Annotated in this window: 19 protein-coding genes; 9 read left to right on the top strand and 10 right to left on the bottom strand. The window is 68.1% G+C overall.

Translation table 11 applies throughout. The annotated features are described in order from the left end of the window. Positions 1 to 113 precede the first annotated feature (113 nt). Positions 114 to 536 carry a PaaI family thioesterase gene (locus AC1DSZ_RS02695; protein ID WP_476836838.1) on the top strand — a complete coding sequence of 141 codons (423 nt, stop codon included), beginning with the start codon at positions 114 to 116 and terminating at the stop codon, positions 534 to 536. On the opposite strand, the gene AC1DSZ_RS02700 is transcribed toward AC1DSZ_RS02695, so the two are convergent. After that, positions 533 to 2,053, bottom strand: coding sequence for a leucyl aminopeptidase (locus AC1DSZ_RS02700; RefSeq protein WP_476836839.1), 1,521 nt, complete (start codon positions 2,051 to 2,053; stop codon positions 533 to 535). The two genes, AC1DSZ_RS02695 and AC1DSZ_RS02700, sit on opposite strands and share 4 nt — an antisense overlap. 310 nt (positions 2,054 to 2,363) lie before the next feature. Here AC1DSZ_RS02700 and lptF point away from each other — a divergent pair, with 310 nt between their 5' ends. The 5 genes from lptF to rsmA are packed head-to-tail and all read left to right on the top strand — an operon-like array spanning position 2,364 to position 9,108. After that, a complete protein-coding gene (gene lptF / locus AC1DSZ_RS02705) occupies positions 2,364 to 3,512 on the top strand; it encodes an LPS export ABC transporter permease LptF (RefSeq protein ID WP_476836840.1) in 1,149 nt (382 codons plus the stop codon). 5 nt (positions 3,513 to 3,517) lie between these two features. Then, the gene (lptG, locus tag AC1DSZ_RS02710) at positions 3,518 to 4,603 is read left to right on the top strand and encodes an LPS export ABC transporter permease LptG (protein WP_476836841.1); all 1,086 of its coding nucleotides are present in this window, start codon (positions 3,518 to 3,520) and stop codon (positions 4,601 to 4,603) included. A gap of 38 nt (positions 4,604 to 4,641) precedes the next feature. Next, on the top strand, positions 4,642 to 7,194 hold the full coding sequence (locus AC1DSZ_RS02715; RefSeq protein ID WP_188518178.1) for an LPS-assembly protein LptD: 2,553 nt from the start codon (positions 4,642 to 4,644) through the stop codon (positions 7,192 to 7,194). 31 nt (positions 7,195 to 7,225) lie between these two features. Beyond that, on the top strand, positions 7,226 to 8,236 hold the full coding sequence (gene pdxA / locus AC1DSZ_RS02720; protein WP_476836842.1) for a 4-hydroxythreonine-4-phosphate dehydrogenase PdxA: 1,011 nt from the start codon (positions 7,226 to 7,228) through the stop codon (positions 8,234 to 8,236). Further along, positions 8,233 to 9,108, top strand: coding sequence for a 16S rRNA (adenine(1518)-N(6)/adenine(1519)-N(6))-dimethyltransferase RsmA (gene rsmA / locus AC1DSZ_RS02725; RefSeq protein WP_476836843.1), 876 nt, complete (start codon positions 8,233 to 8,235; stop codon positions 9,106 to 9,108). The genes pdxA and rsmA overlap by 4 nt, the downstream gene beginning before the upstream one ends. 17 nt (positions 9,109 to 9,125) lie before the next feature. On the opposite strand, the gene AC1DSZ_RS02730 is transcribed toward rsmA, so the two are convergent. The 8 genes from AC1DSZ_RS02730 to fabD all read right to left on the bottom strand — a co-directional run bounded on the left by AC1DSZ_RS02730 (position 9,126) and on the right by fabD (position 17,128). Continuing rightward, positions 9,126 to 10,235 carry an acyltransferase family protein gene (locus AC1DSZ_RS02730; protein ID WP_476836844.1) on the bottom strand — a complete coding sequence of 370 codons (1,110 nt, stop codon included), beginning with the start codon at positions 10,233 to 10,235 and terminating at the stop codon, positions 9,126 to 9,128. Between the two features lie 148 nt (positions 10,236 to 10,383). After that, positions 10,384 to 11,034, bottom strand: a complete 651-nt coding sequence (gmk, locus tag AC1DSZ_RS02735; protein ID WP_476836845.1) for a guanylate kinase — start codon at positions 11,032 to 11,034, stop codon at positions 10,384 to 10,386. 4 nt (positions 11,035 to 11,038) lie between these two features. After that, a complete protein-coding gene (locus tag AC1DSZ_RS02740; RefSeq protein ID WP_476836846.1) occupies positions 11,039 to 11,926 on the bottom strand; it encodes a YicC/YloC family endoribonuclease in 888 nt (295 codons plus the stop codon). Positions 11,927 to 12,041: 115 nt separating this feature from the next. After that, the gene (gene mltG, locus AC1DSZ_RS02745) at positions 12,042 to 13,460 is read right to left on the bottom strand and encodes an endolytic transglycosylase MltG (protein ID WP_476836847.1); all 1,419 of its coding nucleotides are present in this window, start codon (positions 13,458 to 13,460) and stop codon (positions 12,042 to 12,044) included. A 147-nt stretch (positions 13,461 to 13,607) separates the two neighbouring features. After that, positions 13,608 to 14,873 (bottom strand): beta-ketoacyl-ACP synthase II, encoded by a 1,266-nt coding sequence (gene fabF, locus AC1DSZ_RS02750; protein ID WP_476836848.1) that lies wholly within the window; start codon positions 14,871 to 14,873, stop codon positions 13,608 to 13,610. Between the two features lie 34 nt (positions 14,874 to 14,907). Continuing rightward, complete coding sequence (locus AC1DSZ_RS02755; RefSeq protein ID WP_188518185.1) at positions 14,908 to 15,147, bottom strand: acyl carrier protein; 240 nt, start codon at positions 15,145 to 15,147, stop codon at positions 14,908 to 14,910. Between the two features lie 270 nt (positions 15,148 to 15,417). Beyond that, positions 15,418 to 16,155, bottom strand: coding sequence for a 3-oxoacyl-[acyl-carrier-protein] reductase (gene fabG / locus AC1DSZ_RS02760; RefSeq protein WP_476836849.1), 738 nt, complete (start codon positions 16,153 to 16,155; stop codon positions 15,418 to 15,420). A gap of 25 nt (positions 16,156 to 16,180) precedes the next feature. Then, positions 16,181 to 17,128 carry an ACP S-malonyltransferase gene (fabD, locus tag AC1DSZ_RS02765; protein WP_476836850.1) on the bottom strand — a complete coding sequence of 316 codons (948 nt, stop codon included), beginning with the start codon at positions 17,126 to 17,128 and terminating at the stop codon, positions 16,181 to 16,183. A gap of 143 nt (positions 17,129 to 17,271) precedes the next feature. Here fabD and AC1DSZ_RS02770 point away from each other — a divergent pair, with 143 nt between their 5' ends. Further along, positions 17,272 to 17,820, top strand: a complete 549-nt coding sequence (locus AC1DSZ_RS02770; RefSeq protein ID WP_476836851.1) for a sugar O-acetyltransferase — start codon at positions 17,272 to 17,274, stop codon at positions 17,818 to 17,820. Between the two features lie 180 nt (positions 17,821 to 18,000). On the opposite strand, the gene AC1DSZ_RS02775 is transcribed toward AC1DSZ_RS02770, so the two are convergent. Continuing rightward, on the bottom strand, positions 18,001 to 18,393 hold the full coding sequence (locus tag AC1DSZ_RS02775) for a VOC family protein (RefSeq protein ID WP_476836852.1): 393 nt from the start codon (positions 18,391 to 18,393) through the stop codon (positions 18,001 to 18,003). Positions 18,394 to 18,650: 257 nt separating this feature from the next. Here AC1DSZ_RS02775 and rpsF point away from each other — a divergent pair, with 257 nt between their 5' ends. Together rpsF and rpsR are read left to right on the top strand one after the other, a co-directional pair. Then, positions 18,651 to 19,145 (top strand): 30S ribosomal protein S6, encoded by a 495-nt coding sequence (gene rpsF, locus AC1DSZ_RS02780; RefSeq protein WP_476836853.1) that lies wholly within the window; start codon positions 18,651 to 18,653, stop codon positions 19,143 to 19,145. Then, a complete protein-coding gene (gene rpsR / locus AC1DSZ_RS02785; protein WP_188518191.1) occupies positions 19,145 to 19,384 on the top strand; it encodes a 30S ribosomal protein S18 in 240 nt (79 codons plus the stop codon). The genes rpsF and rpsR overlap by 1 nt, the downstream gene beginning before the upstream one ends. The last annotated feature ends 23 nt before the right edge of the window (positions 19,385 to 19,407 follow it).

Genomic DNA, 19,407 nt, shown 5'->3' on the forward strand with positions numbered 1-19,407 from the left:
GGGTCCTGCGTGGTTGGGCTTTCCGGTCTACACGGTTGCGGCCCCTCCCGGCGAGTCGGTTGCCGTCGGGCGCGCCGGCGCTAGGCTGCGGGACCATCGAGCCGGGGAAGCGGATGACCAACGCGCGCGTGCAGGAACTCGAACAGGCAGGCTGGGCCATTGAGCCCGGCGACGGCTATCGCAACCATATCGGGCCGCTGTGGTCGCGCATTGACGGCGATCAGAAGCGCTTCGGCATGCTCACGGATGCGCGGCACGCCAACCGCTTCGGCGTCGTGCATGGCGGTTTGCTGCTGTCGCTGGCCGACGAATCGCTCGGCATCACGTCGCTGATCGCCAATGGCGGGCGCCGGCAGGTCACCATCCAGCTGACCAGCCAGTTCATCTCGTCGGCGCAGGTCGGCGAGTTCGTCGAATCGCATACCGAGGTGCTGCGGCTGACGCGCACGATGGTCTTCGTGCGCGGCCTCCTGCAGGTCGACGACCGCATCATCCTGAGCGCCGAGGGCGTCTGGAAGATGCTGGACGAGCGCTAGCCCTCGTAGTGATCCGACACCAGCCGGTCCAGCAGCCGCACGCCCCAGCCGGACGCCCAGCCCCGGTTGATCTCGGTCTGCGGCGAGCCCATGGCGGTGCCGGCGACGTCCAGATGCGCCCAGGGCGTATCGTTCACGAAGCGCTTCAGGAACTGCGCGGCCGTGATGGAGCCGGCATGGCGGCCACCCGAGTTCTTCACGTCCGCGAACTTGCTGTCGATGATCTTGTCGTAGGCCGCCGAGAGCGGGAGCCGCCACACGCCCTCGCCGGTCGCCTTGGAGGCGGCGGCGAGGCGCTCGGCGAGCTCGTCGTTGTTGGAGAACATCCCGGCGTTCTCCTGCCCGAGCGCCACCAGCACCGCGCCCGTCAGGGTCGCGAGGTCGACCATGAAGGCCGGCTTGAAGCGGTCCTGCACGTACCAGAGCACGTCGGCGAGCACGAGCCGGCCCTCGGCGTCCGTGTTGATGATCTCGATGGTCTGGCCCGACAGCGAGGTCACGATGTCGCCCGGCCGCTGCGCCGCGCCGTCAGGCATGTTCTCGACGAGGCCGATCGCCCCGATCACGTTCACCTTGGCCTTGCGCGACGCGAGCGCGTGCATGAGGCCGACCACGCAGGCCGCGCCCGCCATGTCGCCCTTCATGTCCTCCATGCCGCCCGCCGGCTTGATCGAGATGCCGCCAGTGTCGAAGCACACGCCCTTGCCCACGAAGGCGATCGGCTTGTCCTTGGCGTCCTTGCCCTTGCCGCCCTTGGCGCCGTTCCAGCGCATGATGACGACGCGGCTCTCCTTGGCGGAGCCCTGCCCCACAGCCAGCAACGCCCGCATGCCGATCTTGTCGAGCTTCTTCTCGTCGAGGATTTCCACCTCGACGCCCAGCTTCTCCAGGTGAGCGGCGCGGCGCGCGAACTCCTCGGGGTCGAGCACGTTCGGCGGCTCGTTCACGAGATTGCGGGCGATCACGACACCCTCGGCGACGGCCTGGCGCGAGCGGTGGGCCTTGGCGGCGGCCTTGGGATCCGCAACCGCGATCACGGCGTCGACCTCGCGCGCGCCTTCGTCCTTGTCCTGCTTCTTGGTCTTGTACTTCTCGAACGCATAGGCGCGCATCGCCATGCCGAGCGCGATGTCGGCGGCCGCGTCCGCATCGTGGCGCAGTCCCTCCGGCGCGTCATGAAACAGCACGGTGACGGTCTTGGCGTGGCCGATGCGGCCAAGGATCGAGCCGCCGAGCGTCACGAAATCAGCCGTGGCGCGGTCGGACGAGGCGCCCACGCCCACAACCACCAGGCGGGCCGCCTGCAGGCCGGCCGGAACCAGCACCGAAAAGCCGCTCCCGGTCTTGCCCTTGAAGTTCTCGGCGGCGGCGGCCCGCGTCACCGCGTCGGCCGCAACGTCGCCGATCAGGTCGCGCACCGCGGCGGGAAGCGCCAGGTCGTCGCCGACGAGAACCACGATGGCTCCCGATGCGGGCAGGCTCGCGTCGGCGAAGGAGACTTTCAGGCGCTCGGACATGCAGCGGCTCCGGGAAGAAGATGGATCAGAGATCGTTCAGCGTCTTAGCGGCTTGCGCCGCGCCGCGCCAGCGATCGCCTGAGCCGGCCGCCCTCCCCATGCGGAGTAGCAGGCGGCGTGCGGCGCACCATGGCGCCGACTATGGTGGCTTCTCGCCAACGATCCGCGCCCCGATGCCGCGGCAGATTGGCCACGCTCGCCTTGAGGGCGCCCGGATCGTGATGCACCTGCGGCCTCCAACGCCCCGCTCCGCTTGCCCGAACAGGGCGGAGGCTTTACCGCTGTCGCACAATCATTGCCGAACCCCCGCATGAGCCTGCTCGATCGCTACATCTTCCGGATCGCCTACGTCGCCTTTCTGGCGACGGTGCTGAGCTTGACCGGCGTGATCTGGATCACGCAGGCGCTGCGCGAGGTCGATCTGGTGACCGGCAAGGGGCAGACGATCCTGACCTTCCTTACCGTCACCAGCCTTTCGCTGCCGGCGCTCGTGGCGATCATCGCGCCGGTCGCGCTCTTCATCGCGGTGGTCTACGCGCTCAACAAGCTGAACGGAGATTCGGAGCTCATCGTCATGAGCGCGGCGGGCGCCCCGCCGGGGCGCATCATGCGGCCGCTGCTGATCCTGACCCTGATCGTCACCCTCCTGGTCGGCGTCATGACGACCTGGGCGATGCCGGCGAGCTTTCGGGCTCTTCGGGACCTGATCACCAGCGTCCGGGCCGACTTCGTCACCAACATCGTCAAGGAAGGGCAGTTCACCACGCTCGACCTCGGCATCACGTTCCACTACCGCGAGCGCGCCGGCGACGCCCTGCTGGGCATCTTCATGCAGGATCGGCGCGACAAGACGAAGCCTGCCGTCTACATCGCCGAGCGCGGCCAGACGCTGGACATCAACGGCTCGCCCTATCTCGTGCTCGAACAGGGCAGCGTGCAGCGCGAGCAGCCGGGCTCCGCGGACCCCGCGATCGTGGTGTTCCAGCGCTACGCGATCGATCTGAGCCAGTTCGGCGCGGACGGCGAAACGCCGACCTACAAGCCGCGCGAGCGCAGCACCTGGGCGCTGCTCAATCCCAACGTCACCGAGGCCTACTACCAGATGCCCGGCACCGCCGGCCGTTTCCGCACCGAATTGCACGACCGCTTCTCGGGGCCGCTCTACTGCCTGGCCATGATGGCGATCGCCTTCGCGGCGCTCGGCACCCCGCGCACCACGCGCCAGGGTCGCGGCGCGGCGATCGGCGCCGCCATCGTCACCGTGGGCCTGCTGCGCATCGCCGGCTTCGCGGCCTCGAGCCTGATCGCGCGCTCGCCGTGGGCGGCGCCCCTCGCCTACGTGATCCCGGCGCTGGGCTTCCTGGGCGGGCTTGCGGCGACGTTCGGGCCGGAGCTGCGGCTTGGGCGGCGCGGCCGCGGCTTCGGCCGGCCGGCCGCTACCGCTGCGGCCGCGGGCTGACGCACATGATGATCGGCGCCACGCTCGGACGGTATCTCGCCGGACGGTTCATCCGGACGATCACGGGCGTCTTCGTGACCGTGTTCGTGCTGATCTACACCCTGGACTTCGTCGAGCTCGTCCGTCGCACCGGCGATGTCGTGGACCTCTCCACGGCCCTGCTGGCCGAGCTGGCGTTGTTTCGCACGCCCGCGGTGGCCGAGCAGATCCTTCCCTTCGCGGTGTTGTTCGGCTCCATGGCGGCGCTGCTGAACCTGTCGCGCAAGCTCGAACTGGTGGTGATGCGCGCCGCCGGAGTTTCGGTGTGGCAGTTCATGGCCCCCGCGCTCGGAGTCGCGGTGGCGATCGGCGTCTTCGCCGCGACGGTCTACAACCCCGTGTCGGCGAAGCTGAAGGAGCGCGCGATCCAGGTCGAGACCTCCAAGCTCGGCCGCTCCAAGGCAACGGCCGAAAAGGAGCTCTGGATTCGCCAGCGCAGCCTCGACGGGCAGGCGATCATCCGCGCCGACAGGTCCATGGACGCCGGCACGCGGCTGAGTCGCGTCACCGTGTTCGAGTTCGCCAAGGACGGTTCGTTCGAGAGCCGAGTGGAGGCCCGTGAGGCGCTTCTGCGCGATGGCTACTGGGAGTTGGTTGAGGCCCGCCTGACGGGTGTGGGCGTGGAGCCACAGAGCTTCGCTTCCTACAATCTGTCGACCAGTCTGACGCCCGATCAGGTCCGCAATTCCTTCACTTCCGCGGAGACAATTCCGTTCTGGGAGCTGCCGAATCTGGTGAAAAGGACCGAGGCGGCAGGCTTGGACGCGACGCGATATCGTTTGCAATTCCAATCGCTTCTAGCGCGTCCTTTACTCTTCATCGCAATGGCGCTGATCGCAGCATCCGTTTCATTAAGATTTTTCAGGTTTGGTGGTGTGGCGAAGATGGTTCTCGGTGGCGTGACGGCAGGCTTCGTGCTCTATGTCGTCACCCACTTGGTCGAGGATCTCGGCGCCGCTGGTCTGCTTTCGACGACGGTTGCGGCTTGGTCGCCAGCTGTGGTCGGGAGTTTGCTCGGAACGCTCGCTCTGTTGTACCAAGAGGACGGGTGATGACGGGCCGTGCGTTTTTCGGCCGCCTTGGTTCGAGCATGTTGAAACGTAATACGATTGCGGCTCTGGCCGTCGGCATTGCGAGCGTCGGGCCGGTCTCCTGGACCGATGCGCCCGTGGCGCAGACGTTGACCGACATGCTCGCCAAGAAGACCCAGAAGGCGAACGACAAGAAGGACCGCCTGGCGGTCGAGTCGCGCGAGCTCGTCTACGACAAGGACAAGAACACCGTTTCGGCCATCGGCAACGCGCAGCTCTACTACCAGGGCCGCGTGCTAGAAGCCGACAAGGTCACGTATGACCGCGCCAACAACCGCGTCTACGCGGAAGGCAACGCGAAGATGACCGAGGCCACCGGCCAGATCGTTTACGGCAGCAAGTTCGAGCTGACGGGCGACTTCAAGGACGGCTTCATCGATTCGCTGCGCGTCGACACCATCGACAAGACGCATTTCGTGGCCCCGCGCGGCGAACGCACGGGCGGCGAAACCACCGTCTTCGAGCACGGCACCTACACGGCCTGCGACGCCTGCAAGGACGACCCGAGCAAGCCGCCGCTTTGGCAGGTGCGGGCCAAGCGCATCATCCACAAGAACGAAGAGCGGACCGTCTATTACGAGGACGCGACCCTCGAGTTCTATGGCGTGCCGATCGCCTACGTGCCGTTCTTCTCGGCGCCCGACAACACCGTGAAGCGCAAGACCGGCTTCCTGGCTCCCCATTACGTGGCGTCATCGGCCATCGGCTACGGCGTCGCGACGCCGTTCTTCTGGGCGCTCGCGCCCAACTATGATCTCACGATCACGCCGACCTTCCTCACCCGCCAGGGCGTGCTCGGCGATGTGGAATGGCGTCACCGTCTCATCAACGGCAGCTACAACGTCCGGGCGACCGGCATTTTCCAGCAGGACCCCCACGCCTTCCTGCAGCCCCCCTACGGGGCGGGCGACCGCGACTTCCGCGGCGCGATCGATTCGCGCGGCAAGTTCCTGCTCAACGACAAGTGGGTGTGGGGCTGGGACGTGGCTGCGTCCTCGGACAAGTGGTTCTACCAGAACTACAAATATCGCGGCTACGCCAACGCCAACGCGATCTCGGCGTTCAGCACGCTGGGCTTCCGCGAAACCACGTCGACGCTCTACCTGACTGGCCAGGGCCAGCGCAGCTGGTTCGACGCGCGCGCGTTCTATTTCCGCGGCTTGTCCTATGCCGACTGGCAGAAGGTGCAGCCGGTCGTTCATCCGGTGATCGACTATGACCGCCGCTTCACGCCCAGCGTGCTTGGCGGCGAGCTGACCGTGAACGCGAACTTCACCAGCCTGACGCGGTCGCAGACCGACTACCAGAGCCTGGTTCAGGAGAACGGCGTCACGCCCGGGCGTTACCTGTTCCCGATCGGCTACACGGCCAACGGCACGCCGATCAGCCTCTATGACAGCTGCGCGCCCGGCCAGTTCAACCCGGCCAAGTGCTTTGTGCGCGGCCCGGCCGGCACCTATACGCGCCTGACCGCGGACGTGTCCTGGCGCCGGACTTTCATCGATCCGCTCGGCGAGAGCTGGACGCCGTTCCTGTCGGCCCGCGGCGACGTTCTGTTCAAGTCGCCCGAGACCAGCGGCTACTTCAACAGCTCGCTGCCCAACTTCCTGGACACCAGCGACGACGCCGTGTTCCGCGGCATGCCGGCTGTCGGCCTGACCTACCGCTATCCGTTCGTGGCCGACACGAGCTGGGGCACGCATGTGATCGAGCCGATCGGCCAGATCATCGCCCGGCCGAACGAGACGCAGGTCGGCAAGATCGTCAACGAGGACTCGCAGAGCCTCGTGTTCGACGACACCAACCTGTTCGAGACCACGAAGTTCTCGGGCTACGACCGCACCGAAGGCGGCACCCGCGCCAATGTCGGCGCGCAGTACACCTTCACGATGAACAATGGCGGCTATGTCAGCGCGCTGTTCGGGCAGTCCTATCAGGTTGCAGGCCGCAACTCGTACAACAACCCGGACCTGACCCGGACCGGCTGGGATTCCGGGCTCGATTCGCAGCGCTCCGACTTCGTCTCTCGCCTGCAGATCGCGCCGACCTCCAACATCGCCGTGACGGCCCGCTCGCGCTTCAACGAGAGCGACTTCGCGCTGAAGCGCGTCGAGGTGCAGGCGCAGGCCACCTTCGGCAGCCTCGCGACCAGCATCATCTACGCCCGCTACGCCGCGCAGCCGAGCCTCGGCCTCTTCACCAAGCGCGAGGGCATCTCGACCTCGGCGCGCTACGACATCACGCCCAACTGGTACGTGCAGGGCAGCGTGTTGATCGATCTCAGCCGCCACGCGGCCGAGCGCTTCTACCAGGTCCAGGGCTACCAGACCTCGAACCCGGTCGGCATCGGCGCGATATCGCTCGGCGCGGGCTACCACGACGAGTGCACGACCTTCGGCATCGTCTACCAGAACTCGAGCAAGCAGACCGCCGCCGACGGCACCAAGGAGCGCGTCCAGACCGTGCTGCTGCGCCTCGAGCTGCGCACGCTGGGCTCGGCGAGCTACTCCTACAACCAGACCACGGTCACGACGGACGGCATCACGCAGTGAGGCCCGCCGAGGCCCCGATCGGGGGACGGCGATGGCGCCGGCACACCAGCAACCGCTGATCCTCACGCAGGGCGATCCGGCCGGCATCGGTCCGGAACTCGCCCTGAAGGCCTGGCTGGCTCGCGACGCGCATGGGCTGCCGCCCTTTGCGATCGCGACGGATCCCCGTTTCCTCGCCCGCATCGCCGCCCGGCTAGGCGTGAACGCGCCGCTCGTCGTCGTGGAGCCCGAGGAGGCCGTGGCGGCCTTCTCGACGGCCCTGCCGGTTCTGGCCGGCTGCGCCCCCGTCGACGCCGAGCCCGGCGCGGCCTCGCCGGACACCGCTGCGGGAACCATCTCGTCGATCGACAGGGCCGTGGAACTCGTCCATGCGGGACGCGCCGCGGCCGTCGTCACCAACCCGATCGCCAAATCCGTGCTTTACGAGGCGGGGTTCCGCCACCCCGGCCACACCGAATACCTCGCCGCCCTGGCGGCCCGCTTCTGGGGCGGGCCCGAGCCCCGGCCCGTGATGATGCTCTGGTCGGAGACGCTGGCCGTGGTGCCGGTGACCATCCACATCCCGATCAGCGCCGTTCCGGCTGCGCTCACCACGGAGCTGATCGTCGACACGGCGCTGATCACGGCGCGCGACCTGCGCGAGCGCTTTGGCGTGCGCAATCCTCGCCTGGCGCTCTCGGGCCTGAACCCGCACGCCGGCGAGAACGGCGCGCTCGGCCTCGAAGACGACGCCGTGGTGCGCCCGGCCGTGGAGGCGCTCCGGGCCGAGGGGCTAGACGTCCGCGGGCCGCTGCCGGCCGACACGATGTTCCACGCCCGCGCGCGGGCCGCCTATGACGTGGCGATCTGCATGTATCACGACCAGGCGCTGATCCCGATCAAGGCCCTGGCCTTCGACGATGGCGTCAACGTAACGGTGGGGCTTCCTTTTGTGCGCACGTCGCCCGACCACGGCACCGCCTTCGACATCGCCGGAACCGGCGTGGCGCGCCCCGACAGCCTGATCGCGGCGCTGCGGCTGGCCGGCCGGCTCACCGCATGAGCGCCGTCGACGACCTCCCGCCCCTGCGCGACGTCATCCGCGTGCACGAGCTCGCGGCCAAGAAGTCGCTGGGCCAGAATTTCCTGCTCGACCTCAATCTCACCAGCAAGATCGCGCGCTCCTCGGGGCCGCTGGAGGGCGTCACCGTCATCGAGGTGGGTCCCGGCCCAGGCGGGCTGACCCGGGCCCTGCTGGCCGGCGGAGCCGCGCGCGTAATCGCGGTGGAGCGGGACGAACGTTGCCTGCCCGCGCTGGCCGAAATCCAGGCCCGCTACCCGGGCCGCCTCGTCGTCATCGCGGGCGACGCCCTGGAGGCCGATTGGCCCGCCTTGGCGGCCGAGCATCGCGCCTCCCCGGCCTCGCCGGTCCGGATCGTCGCCAACTTGCCCTACAATATCGGCACGGTGCTGCTGACGAACTGGATCGAGGCGGAGCCCTGGCCGCCGTTCTTCGAGAGCCTGACGCTGATGTTCCAGCGCGAGGTGGCGGAGCGCATCGTCGCCACCACGGACAACCGGGTCGACTATGGCCGCCTCGGCGTCCTCTGCGGCTGGCGCACCGAAGCCGAGATCCTGTTCGACGTTCCGCCCAGCGCCTTCACGCCGCCGCCAAAGGTGACGTCGTCTGTCGTCCGGTTCGTCCCGCGCACCGTTCTCCTGCCGTGCCGGACGCAGGACCTTGCGGCCGTGACCGCGGCCGCGTTTGGCCAGCGCCGCAAGATGCTGCGGCAAAGCCTCAAGACGCTGGTGCGCGACCCTGCCCCCCTGCTCGACGCCGCCGGGCTCGACCCCACCGCGCGGGCCGAAACCGTCCCGGTCGAGGGCTTCGTCGCCCTGGCGCGACTCTGGCGCGAGATGCGCGATTGCGATTGAGCGTGCGGCGCCCGCCCTCAGGCGGCGCGCTCCCTGGGCCAGAGCGCGCCCGCGATCCAACGCCGCACGGGCGCGTCATAGAAGCGGGTCGCCAGATAGGCCGCTCCCACCACCAGCGCGGTGGCCAGCACGAAGCTCGAAGGGCTCGCGACCCACGGCTCGGCGCCCTGCCTGGCGGCGGCGGCCTTGAACGCGACCAGCACGGGAAAATGGAGAAAGTAGATCCCGTAGACGTAGTGGCTGCACGCCACGCAAACGGCATCGAGCCGACCGCTCGCGCGGCTGACGCTCGCCAGGAGCACGAGAGCGGGGGCCGCGACCAGCAGCAACGGCAGACCGACGAAGCGGACCCTGATGAACAGGATGGCGAGATAGGCCGCATATAGCGCCAGCGGATGAAGACGCGGAATGCGCCACGCCCACCCCCGGCTACCTAGGTAGAGCAGCGCGCCGAGTCCGAAACCGAAGCACACACGGGCAAAGCCGCCCGCATAGTAGGTAGTGCGCCAGCCCATATTCAGGTCCCGGAACACCAGATAAGCGCCCACGTGGATTATCGCCACGCCCCCAACCGCAAGCGCCAGCCCTTTGACGCTTAAGCGGGGCCACGCCAGGCAGAGTAGCGCAAAGACGCAGAACTCCAGAAGCAGCGCCCAGCTCGGCCAATTGAACGGGTACACCGCGCCCTCGGCCCCCACCGAGAAAACCGGCAGGCCGATCACGCCAACGAGCGCCGATGGAACCATGCTCGCGTCGGACCAGCCCACGCGGAGTTCGGGCCACGCAAGAACGGCGGCGACGCCGGCCAGCAGTCCGAGGATGTAGAGCGGGTAGATTTCCAGCAGGCGGTGGCCAATGAGGCTCATCTTGGTTGCGCGGCTTTGCCCGAGCAGGTGAGCGGCCAGGAAGCCCTCGATCATGAAGAAGATGTCGATCGTGATCTGCTGCTGCGGGATCAGGTTCTCATAGGCGTGATCCGACCAGTGGTTCGCCATGATCGTGAGAGCGATCAGGACGCGCAGGCCCTGCAGCGCCGGGAAATGCGCGGTCTCGGCGTCCAACACGGCCGAGCCCCGCCGCTCCGCAGGGGCGACACTCAATCTTGCGCTTGCGTCACTGGTCGCCATTCAGCTCTCCGAACCGGCCCGGGGGGAGCCACGGAGGCGGGCCCGCCGTGGCGTAACGAGCCCAAATGTCCGGTGGGAGGGGTTTAAGGCAACTCAACCAAAAGGCGCGGATACGCGTGACCGCAAGTGAACGCGCGAGCAAAATCCCTCAAAGGTCGTTCAAAAGCCCCTGCACGAAATCCGGCAAACCGGTCTGCCTGTCCCTGCGCAAGCGTTCGGCGACCAGGATTGCGCGCAGGCGCCCGAAGGTGCGTTCGAGATCGTCGTTGACCAGCACGTAGTCGTAATCGCGCCAGCGATCGATCTCGGTCTTGGCGGCGCTGAGCCGGCGGGCGATCACTTCCGCGCTGTCTTCGGCGCGGCGCTCCAGGCGGTTCTTCAACTCCGGGATGGACGGCGGCAGGATGAAGATGCTGACGACGTCCGAGGCCGCTTTCTCGCGCACCTGCATGGCGCCTTGGTAGTCGATGTCGAACAGGATGTCCTGGCCGCCGGCCAACGCCTTGTCGATCTCGCGCCGGGGCGAGCCATAGAAGTTGCCGTGGACCTCCGCCCATTCCAGCAGATCGCCCCGGTCGCGCATCTCCGTGAACTCGTCGATGCCGATGAAGCGGTAATGGACGCCGTGGACCTCGCTGGAGCGCTTCGGCCGCGTGGTCACCGACACGGAGAGCGTCAGGCTCGGCTCCTGCTCGCGCAGCAGGCGCGTCAGGGTCGTCTTGCCCGCGCCCGAGGGCGACGACAGCACCAGCAGCAGGCCACGGCGGTTGACGGTGTCGTTGGCGAGTTGCGCCGTCATGGTCTCACTCGACATTCTGAACCTGCTCGCGAAACTGCTCGACCTCGGTCTTGAGGTCCAGGCCGATCACCGTCAACGTCACGTCATTCGCCTTGGCGCAGAGGGTGTTGGCCTCCCGCGAGAACTCCTGCGCCAGGAAGTCCAGCCGGCGACCGACGGGCCCGCCCTTGCCGATCAGCTCGCGCGCCGCGCCCACATGGGCGCGCAGGCGGTCGATCTCCTCGCGGATGTCGGCCTTGGCTGCGAGCAGCACCGCCTCCTGGTGGAGGCGGTTCGGATCCAGCCCCTTCGAGGCGTCGATCAGGGCGGCGATCTGCTCCGAGAGCCGGGCCTTCACGGCTTCGGGCTTGCGCGCCGGGCATGCGTCGGCCGCGTCCGCGAGGGCCGCCATGGCGTCGATCCGGGCGGCGAGCAGGTCGGCCAGCGCCCGCCCCTCCTCCCGGCGCGTTTCCACCAGAGAGGCGAGAGCCCGGTCGAGGGCGGCCAGCATGTCCGCGCCGCTGGCGACCGCCGCGTCCGGATCCTCCTCGGGCTCCACCACGTCGACGACGCCGCGCACGGACAGGAGCGAGCCCACCGAGGGCGCGCGCAGGCCGAAGCGCCCGTCATAGGGGGCGAGCGCCTCCACGAGCGAATCGAGCAGCGCGGTGTTCACGCGGGCGATCGGCGGGGCGGATTCGCGCGAAGCGGCGAGCGACGCGAAGCAAGTCCCGCGCTGGATGGCCTTGCCAATGCGCGAGCGTGCCTCCTCGGCGAGGGCTTCGAAACCCGGCGGCGTCTTGAGCCGCACGTCGAGACCCTTGGCGTTGACCGTCTTGAGCTCCCAGACGAACTGCCAGGGGCCGGTCTGGCCGACTTCTCGGGCGAAGCCCGTCATGCTTGCGAGCGCCATGCGTCATCCGGCTGCAATAACTGCGTTGGCGCTGTTTACGGCGCAGGACCGGCTGCGGCAAGCGCCCGCCCGGCGGCGACGCCCATTGAGGCGTAGCATGCGCCGCGCCAGGACCTCAGGGGCGCAGCGTCGGAACCTGCTTCGGCGAATTCAGGTCGAAGGTCTTGTTGGCCAGCGGATCCTTAGGGGTGCCCGCAACGGCGTCGAGATTGCCGCGCGGCCCGGCTGGAGCAAGCGCGCTGGCGCTGGGAGGCAGGCCGGGCGCGGTCGGGGCGGCCCCGGGCTTTGTCGGCGGCTTCGCACCCGGCTTGAGCGGCCCAACTGCGCCGGCGGCGGCCGGAGCTCCATTCGGCGCACCGTCAGGCGCCGCCGGACCGTCCTTGGCTGCCGCCGGCGCGGCGTCCACGGCGGCTTCCTTGCGGTCGGCCTCCAGCTGGCGCCAGCGGCCAACATTGCGGTTGTGCTGGTCGAGCGTCTCCGCGAACACATGGCCGCCCGTTCCGTCGGCGACGAAATAGAGCTCCTTGGTCCGTGACGGATTGGCGACCGCCTCGAGAGCGGCGCGACCCGGATTGGCGATCGGACCGGGCGGAAGGCCCTGGATCACATAGGTGTTGTAAGGGGTCGGCTGCTCGATCTCGCTGCGCAGGATGCCGCGGCCGAGCGTGCCTTTGCCCTGCACCAGCCCGTAAACGATGGTGGGGTCGGACTGCAGCTTCATGTTCCTGCCGAGCCGGTTCAGGAAAACGGCCGCCACGCGCGTCCGCTCGTCGGCACGGCCGGTTTCCTTCTCGACGATGGACGCCAGCGTCAGAAGGTCGTTCGGCGTCTTGAGCGCGACCTCGTTGGAGCGGCGGCTCCAGACCTCGCGCAGTACGCGCGCCTGGTCCTGCTGCATCCGGTCGATCAGCTGCTGGCGCGTCATCCCGCGCGCGATCTTGTAGGTGTCGGGCAGAAGCGTGCCCTCTTTGGGCAGGCCGGAGATCTCGCCTGTCAGGATGTCGTTCTCGTTCAGCCGGTCGACGATCTGCTGGGAGGTCAGCCCCTCCGGGATCGTCACCGAATGGAGAACGGACTTGCCCTCCACGAGCGTGTCCATGACGTCGCCCAGGCTGGCGTGCTGGCGAAACACATACTCGCCGGCCTTCAGCTGCGACGCCTTGCGCATCAGGTGCAGGCCCGCCAGGAACAGGCTCGGGTGGTCGATCACGCCTTCCTTGGCCAACTGGTCTGCGACGTCGCCCGAACTGCCCTTCACGACCACGATCTTGTCGGCCGCCAGCGGCCCGGGCGCGTAGAACTCGGTCCGCCCCATGAACAAGGCGCCGCCCGCTATCAGGGCGACCACCATGATGAGCGACAGGAAGCCGCTGAGGACGTTGACCAGCGGCCTGCGGCGCCGCTCGGCCACGGGAGGCGGCGGCGGCGGCGTCACGGGCTGGATCGCTTCCGTTGGGCTTTTGGGCACGAAGGGCTTCTTGAATTCACCGTCCGGCTCATTGGCTCTGAACAGGTCGTCAGTCGGTTCGGCCATGGATCCGTTCAAGGCTGGAGGAACGCGGTTGTTCACAGATGCGCGAAACCCGCGCGGGAGCACGGACCTTAGCGCCGAATGTGGCGAAAGGGCGGGTCCGGCGCAAGCGGACGTGAGCGCGGGTTGTGAAACGTCCCCGACGAACGTTCAGGCGGCGTAGCGCCTGAACACCACGGACGCGTTGGTGCCGCCAAATCCGAAGGAATTGGACAGCGCAATGTCGACTTTCCGCGGCCGCGCCGTATGGGCCACGAGGTCGATCGACGTTTCGACCGACGGATTGTCGAGGTTCAGCGTGGGCGGCGCCACCTGATCGCGAATCGCCAGGATCGAGAAGATCGATTCGACCGCGCCCGCGGCGCCCAGCAGGTGGCCGATGGCCGACTTGGTGGATGACATCACGAGCTCGCTCGCAGCGTTGCCCACGAGCCGCTCAACGGCCTTGAGCTCGATCTCGTCGCCCAGCGGCGTCGAGGTGCCGTGCGCGTTGATGTAGTCGACGTCCGCCGGCGAGATGCCGGCGCGCTTCAAAGCCGCCGACATGCAGCGGAACGCGCCGTCTCCGTCCTCGGACGGGGACGTGATGTGATAGGCGTCGCCCGACAGGCCATAGCCGATGATCTCGGCGTAGATCCGCGCGCCGCGGGCCTTGGCGTGTTCGAACTCCTCGAGCACCACGATGCCGGCGCCCTCGCCCATCACGAAGCCGTCGCGGGCCTTGTCATAGGGGCGCGACGCGCGGGTTGGCTCGTCATTGAAATTGGTGGAAAGCGCCCGGCAGGCGACGAAGCCCGCCATGGACAGGCGGTTGATCGGCGACTCGGCGCCGCCCGCGACCATCACCTCGGCGTCGCCGAACGCGATCAGCCGCGCCGCGTCGCCAATGGCGTGCGCGCCGGTCGAGCAGGCGGTCACCACCGCGTGGTTCGGCCCCTTGAGGCCATGCTCGATCGACACATAGCCGGAAACCAGGTTGATCAGGCGCCCGGGAATGAAGAAGGGAGAAATCCGGCGCGGGCCCTTCTCGGCCAGCGTGATCGAGGCGTCGTATATGCCGCCGATGCCGCCGATGCCGGAGCCGATCAGCACGCCCGTGGTGGTCTGCTCCTCGTAGGTCGTGGGCTTCCACCCCGAATCCTCGAGAGCCTGCCGCGCAGCGGCGACGCCGAAGACGATGAAGTCATCGACGCGCCGCTGATCGCGGGGATCCATCCACTGGTCGGCATTGAAGGTGGCGTCGGAGCCATCGCCCCGTGGCACCTGGCAGGCGATCTTGGACGCGAGGTCGCCGACCTCGAAGTTCTCGATGCGGCGTGCGCCGCTCCGGCCTTCGAGGATCCGCTTCCAGGTGGGTTCAACGCCGCAGCCGAGCGGCGTCACCATCCCGAGTCCCGTGACGACGACGCGCCGCATGCTGACCAGTCCGTTTCTTACAAACCGCTAGCGATCAGGCCGCGGCCTTCTTCTCCAGGAACGACACGGCGTCGCCGACCGTGCGGATCGTCTCGGCGGCGTCATCCGGGATCTCGACCGAGAACTCTTCCTCGAAGGCCATCACCAGCTCGACCGTGTCGAGCGAGTCGGCGCCGAGGTCGTCGATGAAGTTGGCGCTCTCGATCACCTTCTCCGGCTCGACGCCCAGGTGTTCGATCACGATCTTTTTCACGCGGGCGGCGATGTCGCTCATGTGTTCAACCTCGTTCATGCAGGTCGCGCGGCCTTTGCCGTCTCGACCGGAATTGGACTGCCGTTCCGCGATTACGGTCCGGATTGTCGTGGGGTCGCCGGAATACGCCGACCGGCGAAAGTCAGCTGCCCCGGGTGGTCCCTCAAACGCCGCAGCGGTCGGCGCCGTCAAGCCCCCCAATGGACCTGAGGGGTGAGTAACATACTTTATTTTCATTGGCGAGAGGGCCGAAACCCTCAGAAGGCACGTGAAAATACGAGGCGATTTATCTCAAATCATTGCCATTCCGCCGTTGACGTGCAGCGTCTGACCGGTGACGTACGACGCCTCCTGGCTTGCCAGATAAACAACCGCCGAGCCGATCTCGGCGGCCGTGCCGAGGCGGCCCATCGGGACGGTCGTGAGGATCGATTCTTTCTGCTTGTCGTTGAGCACGTCCGTCATCGCGGTCTCGATGAACCCCGGCGCGACGCAGTTCACCGTGATGTTGCGGCTCGCCACTTCGGCGGCGAGCGACTTCGACATGCCCACGAGGCCGGCCTTGGACGCAGCGTAGTTGCCCTGTCCCGCATTGCCGGTCGTGCCGACCACGGACGTCACCGAGACGATGCGGCCCCAGCGCTTGCGCATCATGCCCTTCACGGCGGCGCGCATCAGCCGGAACGACGCTTCGAGGTTGACCCGGATCACCGCGTCCCACTCGTCGTCCTTCATGCGCATGAACAGGTTGTCGCGCGTCACGCCGGCGTTGTTCACCAGGATGTCGAGCTGGCCCATGGCCTTCTCGGCGGCAGGCACGAGCGCCTCCACGGAGTCCTTGTCCGAGAGATTGGCGGTGAGCACGTGGACGCGCTCGCCGAGTTCGCCCGCGAGGCCCTCGAGGGCTTCGCGCCGCGTGCCCGAAATCGCGACCGTCGCGCCCTGCGCGTGCAGCGCTCGGGCCACGGCGCCGCCGATGCCGCCCGAAGCCCCGGTCACGAGGGCGGTCTTGCCGGAAAGGTCGAACATGGTGATCTCCGTCGTGATGGGCGGTTCAGGCGCGCGGGCGGGCCTTGAAGGCGGCGATGTCGTCAGGCGTTCCGATGGGAAGGCCTTCGGCTCCCTCGGCGATGCGCTTCACCAGCCCGCTCAAGACCTTGCCGGCGCCGATTTCGTAGAAGGTCGTGACGCCGTGCGCGTTCATGAAGGCCACGCATTCGCGCCAGCGCACCGTCCCGGTCACCTGCGCGACCAGCGAGGCGCGGATCGCCTCGGGCTGCAGGATCGCCTCGGCATGCACGTTGGCGACGACGGGCACGACCGGCTGGCGGATGTCCACGGTCGCGAGCGCCTCCTGCATGGCGTCGGCGGCGGGCTGCATCAGCGCGCAGTGGAAGGGCGCGGACACCGGCAGCATCACGGCGCGGCGCGCGCCCTTCGCCTTGGCGATCTCGCAGGCGCGCTCCACGGCTGCCTTCGAGCCGGACACCACCACCTGGCCGCCGCCATTGTCGTTTGCGGCCTGGCAGACTTCGCCCTGGGCGGCTTCGGCCGCGGCGGCGGTCGCGGCCGCGAAATCGAGCCCGAGCAGCGCCGCCATCGCGCCCTGCCCGGCCGGCACGGCCTTCTGCATGGCGTCGCCGCGGATGCGCAGCAGCCGCGCGGTGTCGGCGATCGTGAAGGCGCCGGCGGCGCAAAGCGCCGAGTATTCGCCCAGCGAGTGGCCGGCCACATAGGCGGCGTCGCGGGCGAGGTCGAGCCCGGCTTCCGCCTCCAGCACGCGCATCACCGCCATGCTGACGGCCATCAGGGCCGGCTGGGCGTTTGCCGTGAGGGTGAGGTCGGCCTCCGGGCCCTCCCACATCACGGCCGAGAGCTTCTGCCCCAGCGCGGCGTCGACCTCGTCGAACACCGCGCGGGCCTGCGGAAACGCCTCGGCGAGCGCCTTGCCCATCCCGACGGCCTGGCTGCCCTGCCCCGGAAAGGTGAATGCCACGGTCATGGTGCGTCTCCTCGGGCGTCCTGTTTTCTGGGCGCCGAAAGGCACGCGCCGGCGCGGGCTGTCAAGGGCGAGCGCGGCGGGGCGCAGTGAACGCTTCGGCAGCCGAACCCATTATCGGCCGGGCCCTTGGGAAAGAGAACGCGATGCAGACCGAGAAGCAGAAGATGCTCGCAGGCGAGCTCTACGACGCCGCCGACGCCGAGTTGCAGCAGGACATGGCCGCCTGCCAGAGCTGGCTGGCGCGCTACAACGGCCTGCTCGGCGCTGCGGCCGACATCCGCGCAAAAGCGTTGCGCGAGCGCCTCGCGACGGTGGGCGACGGCGCCGTGATCCGCCCTCCCTTCCATTGCGACTACGGCTTCAACATCGCGATCGGGGCCGGCGCCTTCATGAACTTCAACTGCGTGATCCTGGACGTGGTCGCGGTCCGGATCGGCGACCGTACGCAGATCGGCCCCGGCGTCCAGATCCTGACGGCGGATCATCCGCGTGACGCCGCCACACGCGCGACCGGCCTCGAGTTCGGCCGCCCGATCACCATCGGCGCCGATGTCTGGATCGGCGGCGGCGCGCTGATTCTGCCCGGTGTGACTATCGGCGACGGGGCCGTGATCGGCGCGGGCGCAGTGGTTACCCGGGACGTCCCGGCAGGCGCACGGGCGGTGGGAAACCCTGCGCGGGTGCTCGGCTAAATCATTCGCCCAGAACCCCCAACGCCCCTCATCCTGAGGAGCAGGCCCACTTGGGCCTGCGTCTCGACGGACGAGGGGATCCATCTGGCCGCAAGGCCATACGCTCTGGAGTCCCTCGTCCTTCGAGACACATCGCCAAGAAGCGATGTTCCTCAGGATGAGGGATCGTTGTGGTCCCCCTCACCCATCAGCCCGGTGGCATACGGCCTCCACTCGGTTGCCATCCGGATCGAGGAGGAACGCCGCGTAGTAGTGCGCGTGGTACTGCGGCCGGAGGCCCGGCGGTCCGTCGTCGGCTCCCCCTGCCCCGGTTCCGGCCTTCCAGAACGCGTCCACGGCGGCGCGATCGGGCGCCTTGAAGCACCAATGGCGGCCCTGCGCGAAACCCGGCGGCGGTCCGGGCTTGATCGCCAGATAGGATAGGTCGGGCTGCTCGCTGTCGCAGCGCTGGCCGTAGCCTATCCAGTTGTCGGTCGAGCCGACCTTTTCGACGCCGAGCGCCTCCATCACGGCGTCATAGAACCGCTCGGCTTGCCGGAGATCCGAGACCGTGATGGAAACGTGATCGAGCATGGCGCCCATCCAGGCTGTTGCGGGGCGGCCAGCATAACCAATGTTTCCGGCCGCCGCCCCTTGCGTCCGCGGGTTGCTGCCTGTACACAGCCGCCTTCGCAGTTTCCGGCCGGGGGCTGAACGGAAGGGCGTGCGTTCGCGCACCCAGGGCTCGCCCCGACTTCCCGTGTCTCCGCCTTCGGTATTCCCACTCGGGCCTTTCGTGGCCCGAAGGGCTTCGCGCCGGAAGCGTTCGAGTATGGAAAGGCCAAGAGCTTATGCCTCTTTACGAGCATGTGTACCTGGCGCGTCAGGATGTGACGGCGCAGCAGGTCGAGACCATGACGGAACAGTTCAAGTCCGTCGTCGAGGGTCTCGGCGGAACGATCGACAAGGTCGAGTACTGGGGCGTCAAGTCCCTCGCCTATCGGATCAAGAAGAACCGCAAGGCTCATTTCTCGCTCCTGAACATCAGCGCCCCGCCGGCGGCCATCGCCGAGATGGAGCGCCAGATGGGCATCAACGAGGACATCCTGCGCTTCATGACCATCCGGGTCGAGGAGCACGAGGAAGGCCCGTCCGCGATGATGCAGAAGCGCGACCGCGACGATCGTGACGATCGTGGCGACCGTGGCTTCGGTGGTCGTGGCGGCGGCTTCGGCGGCCGTGGCGGAGATCGCGGCGGCTTCGGTGGCGCTGGCGGCCGTCCTGGCGGCGCTCCCCGTTCCGACCGTCCCCGTCGTGAAGACGCCCCTGCTGAGGAGACCGTCTGATGTCCGCCGCTGGCGCCCGTCGTCCCTTCTTCCGCCGTCGCAAGACTTGCCCGTTCTCCGGCCCCAACGCGCCGAAGATCGACTACAAGGACACGCGTCTGCTGTCGCGCTACATCTCCGAGCGCGGCAAGATCGTCCCGTCCCGCATCACGGCCGTGTCGGCCAAGAAGCAGCGCGAGCTCGCCCAGGCGATCAAGCGCGCCCGCTTCCTGGGCCTGCTGCCTTACGTGATCGCGTGATCCTGCTTCGCCGCGGCCTCCGG

Source organism: Alsobacter sp. P4_H11, from assembly GCF_056400925.1.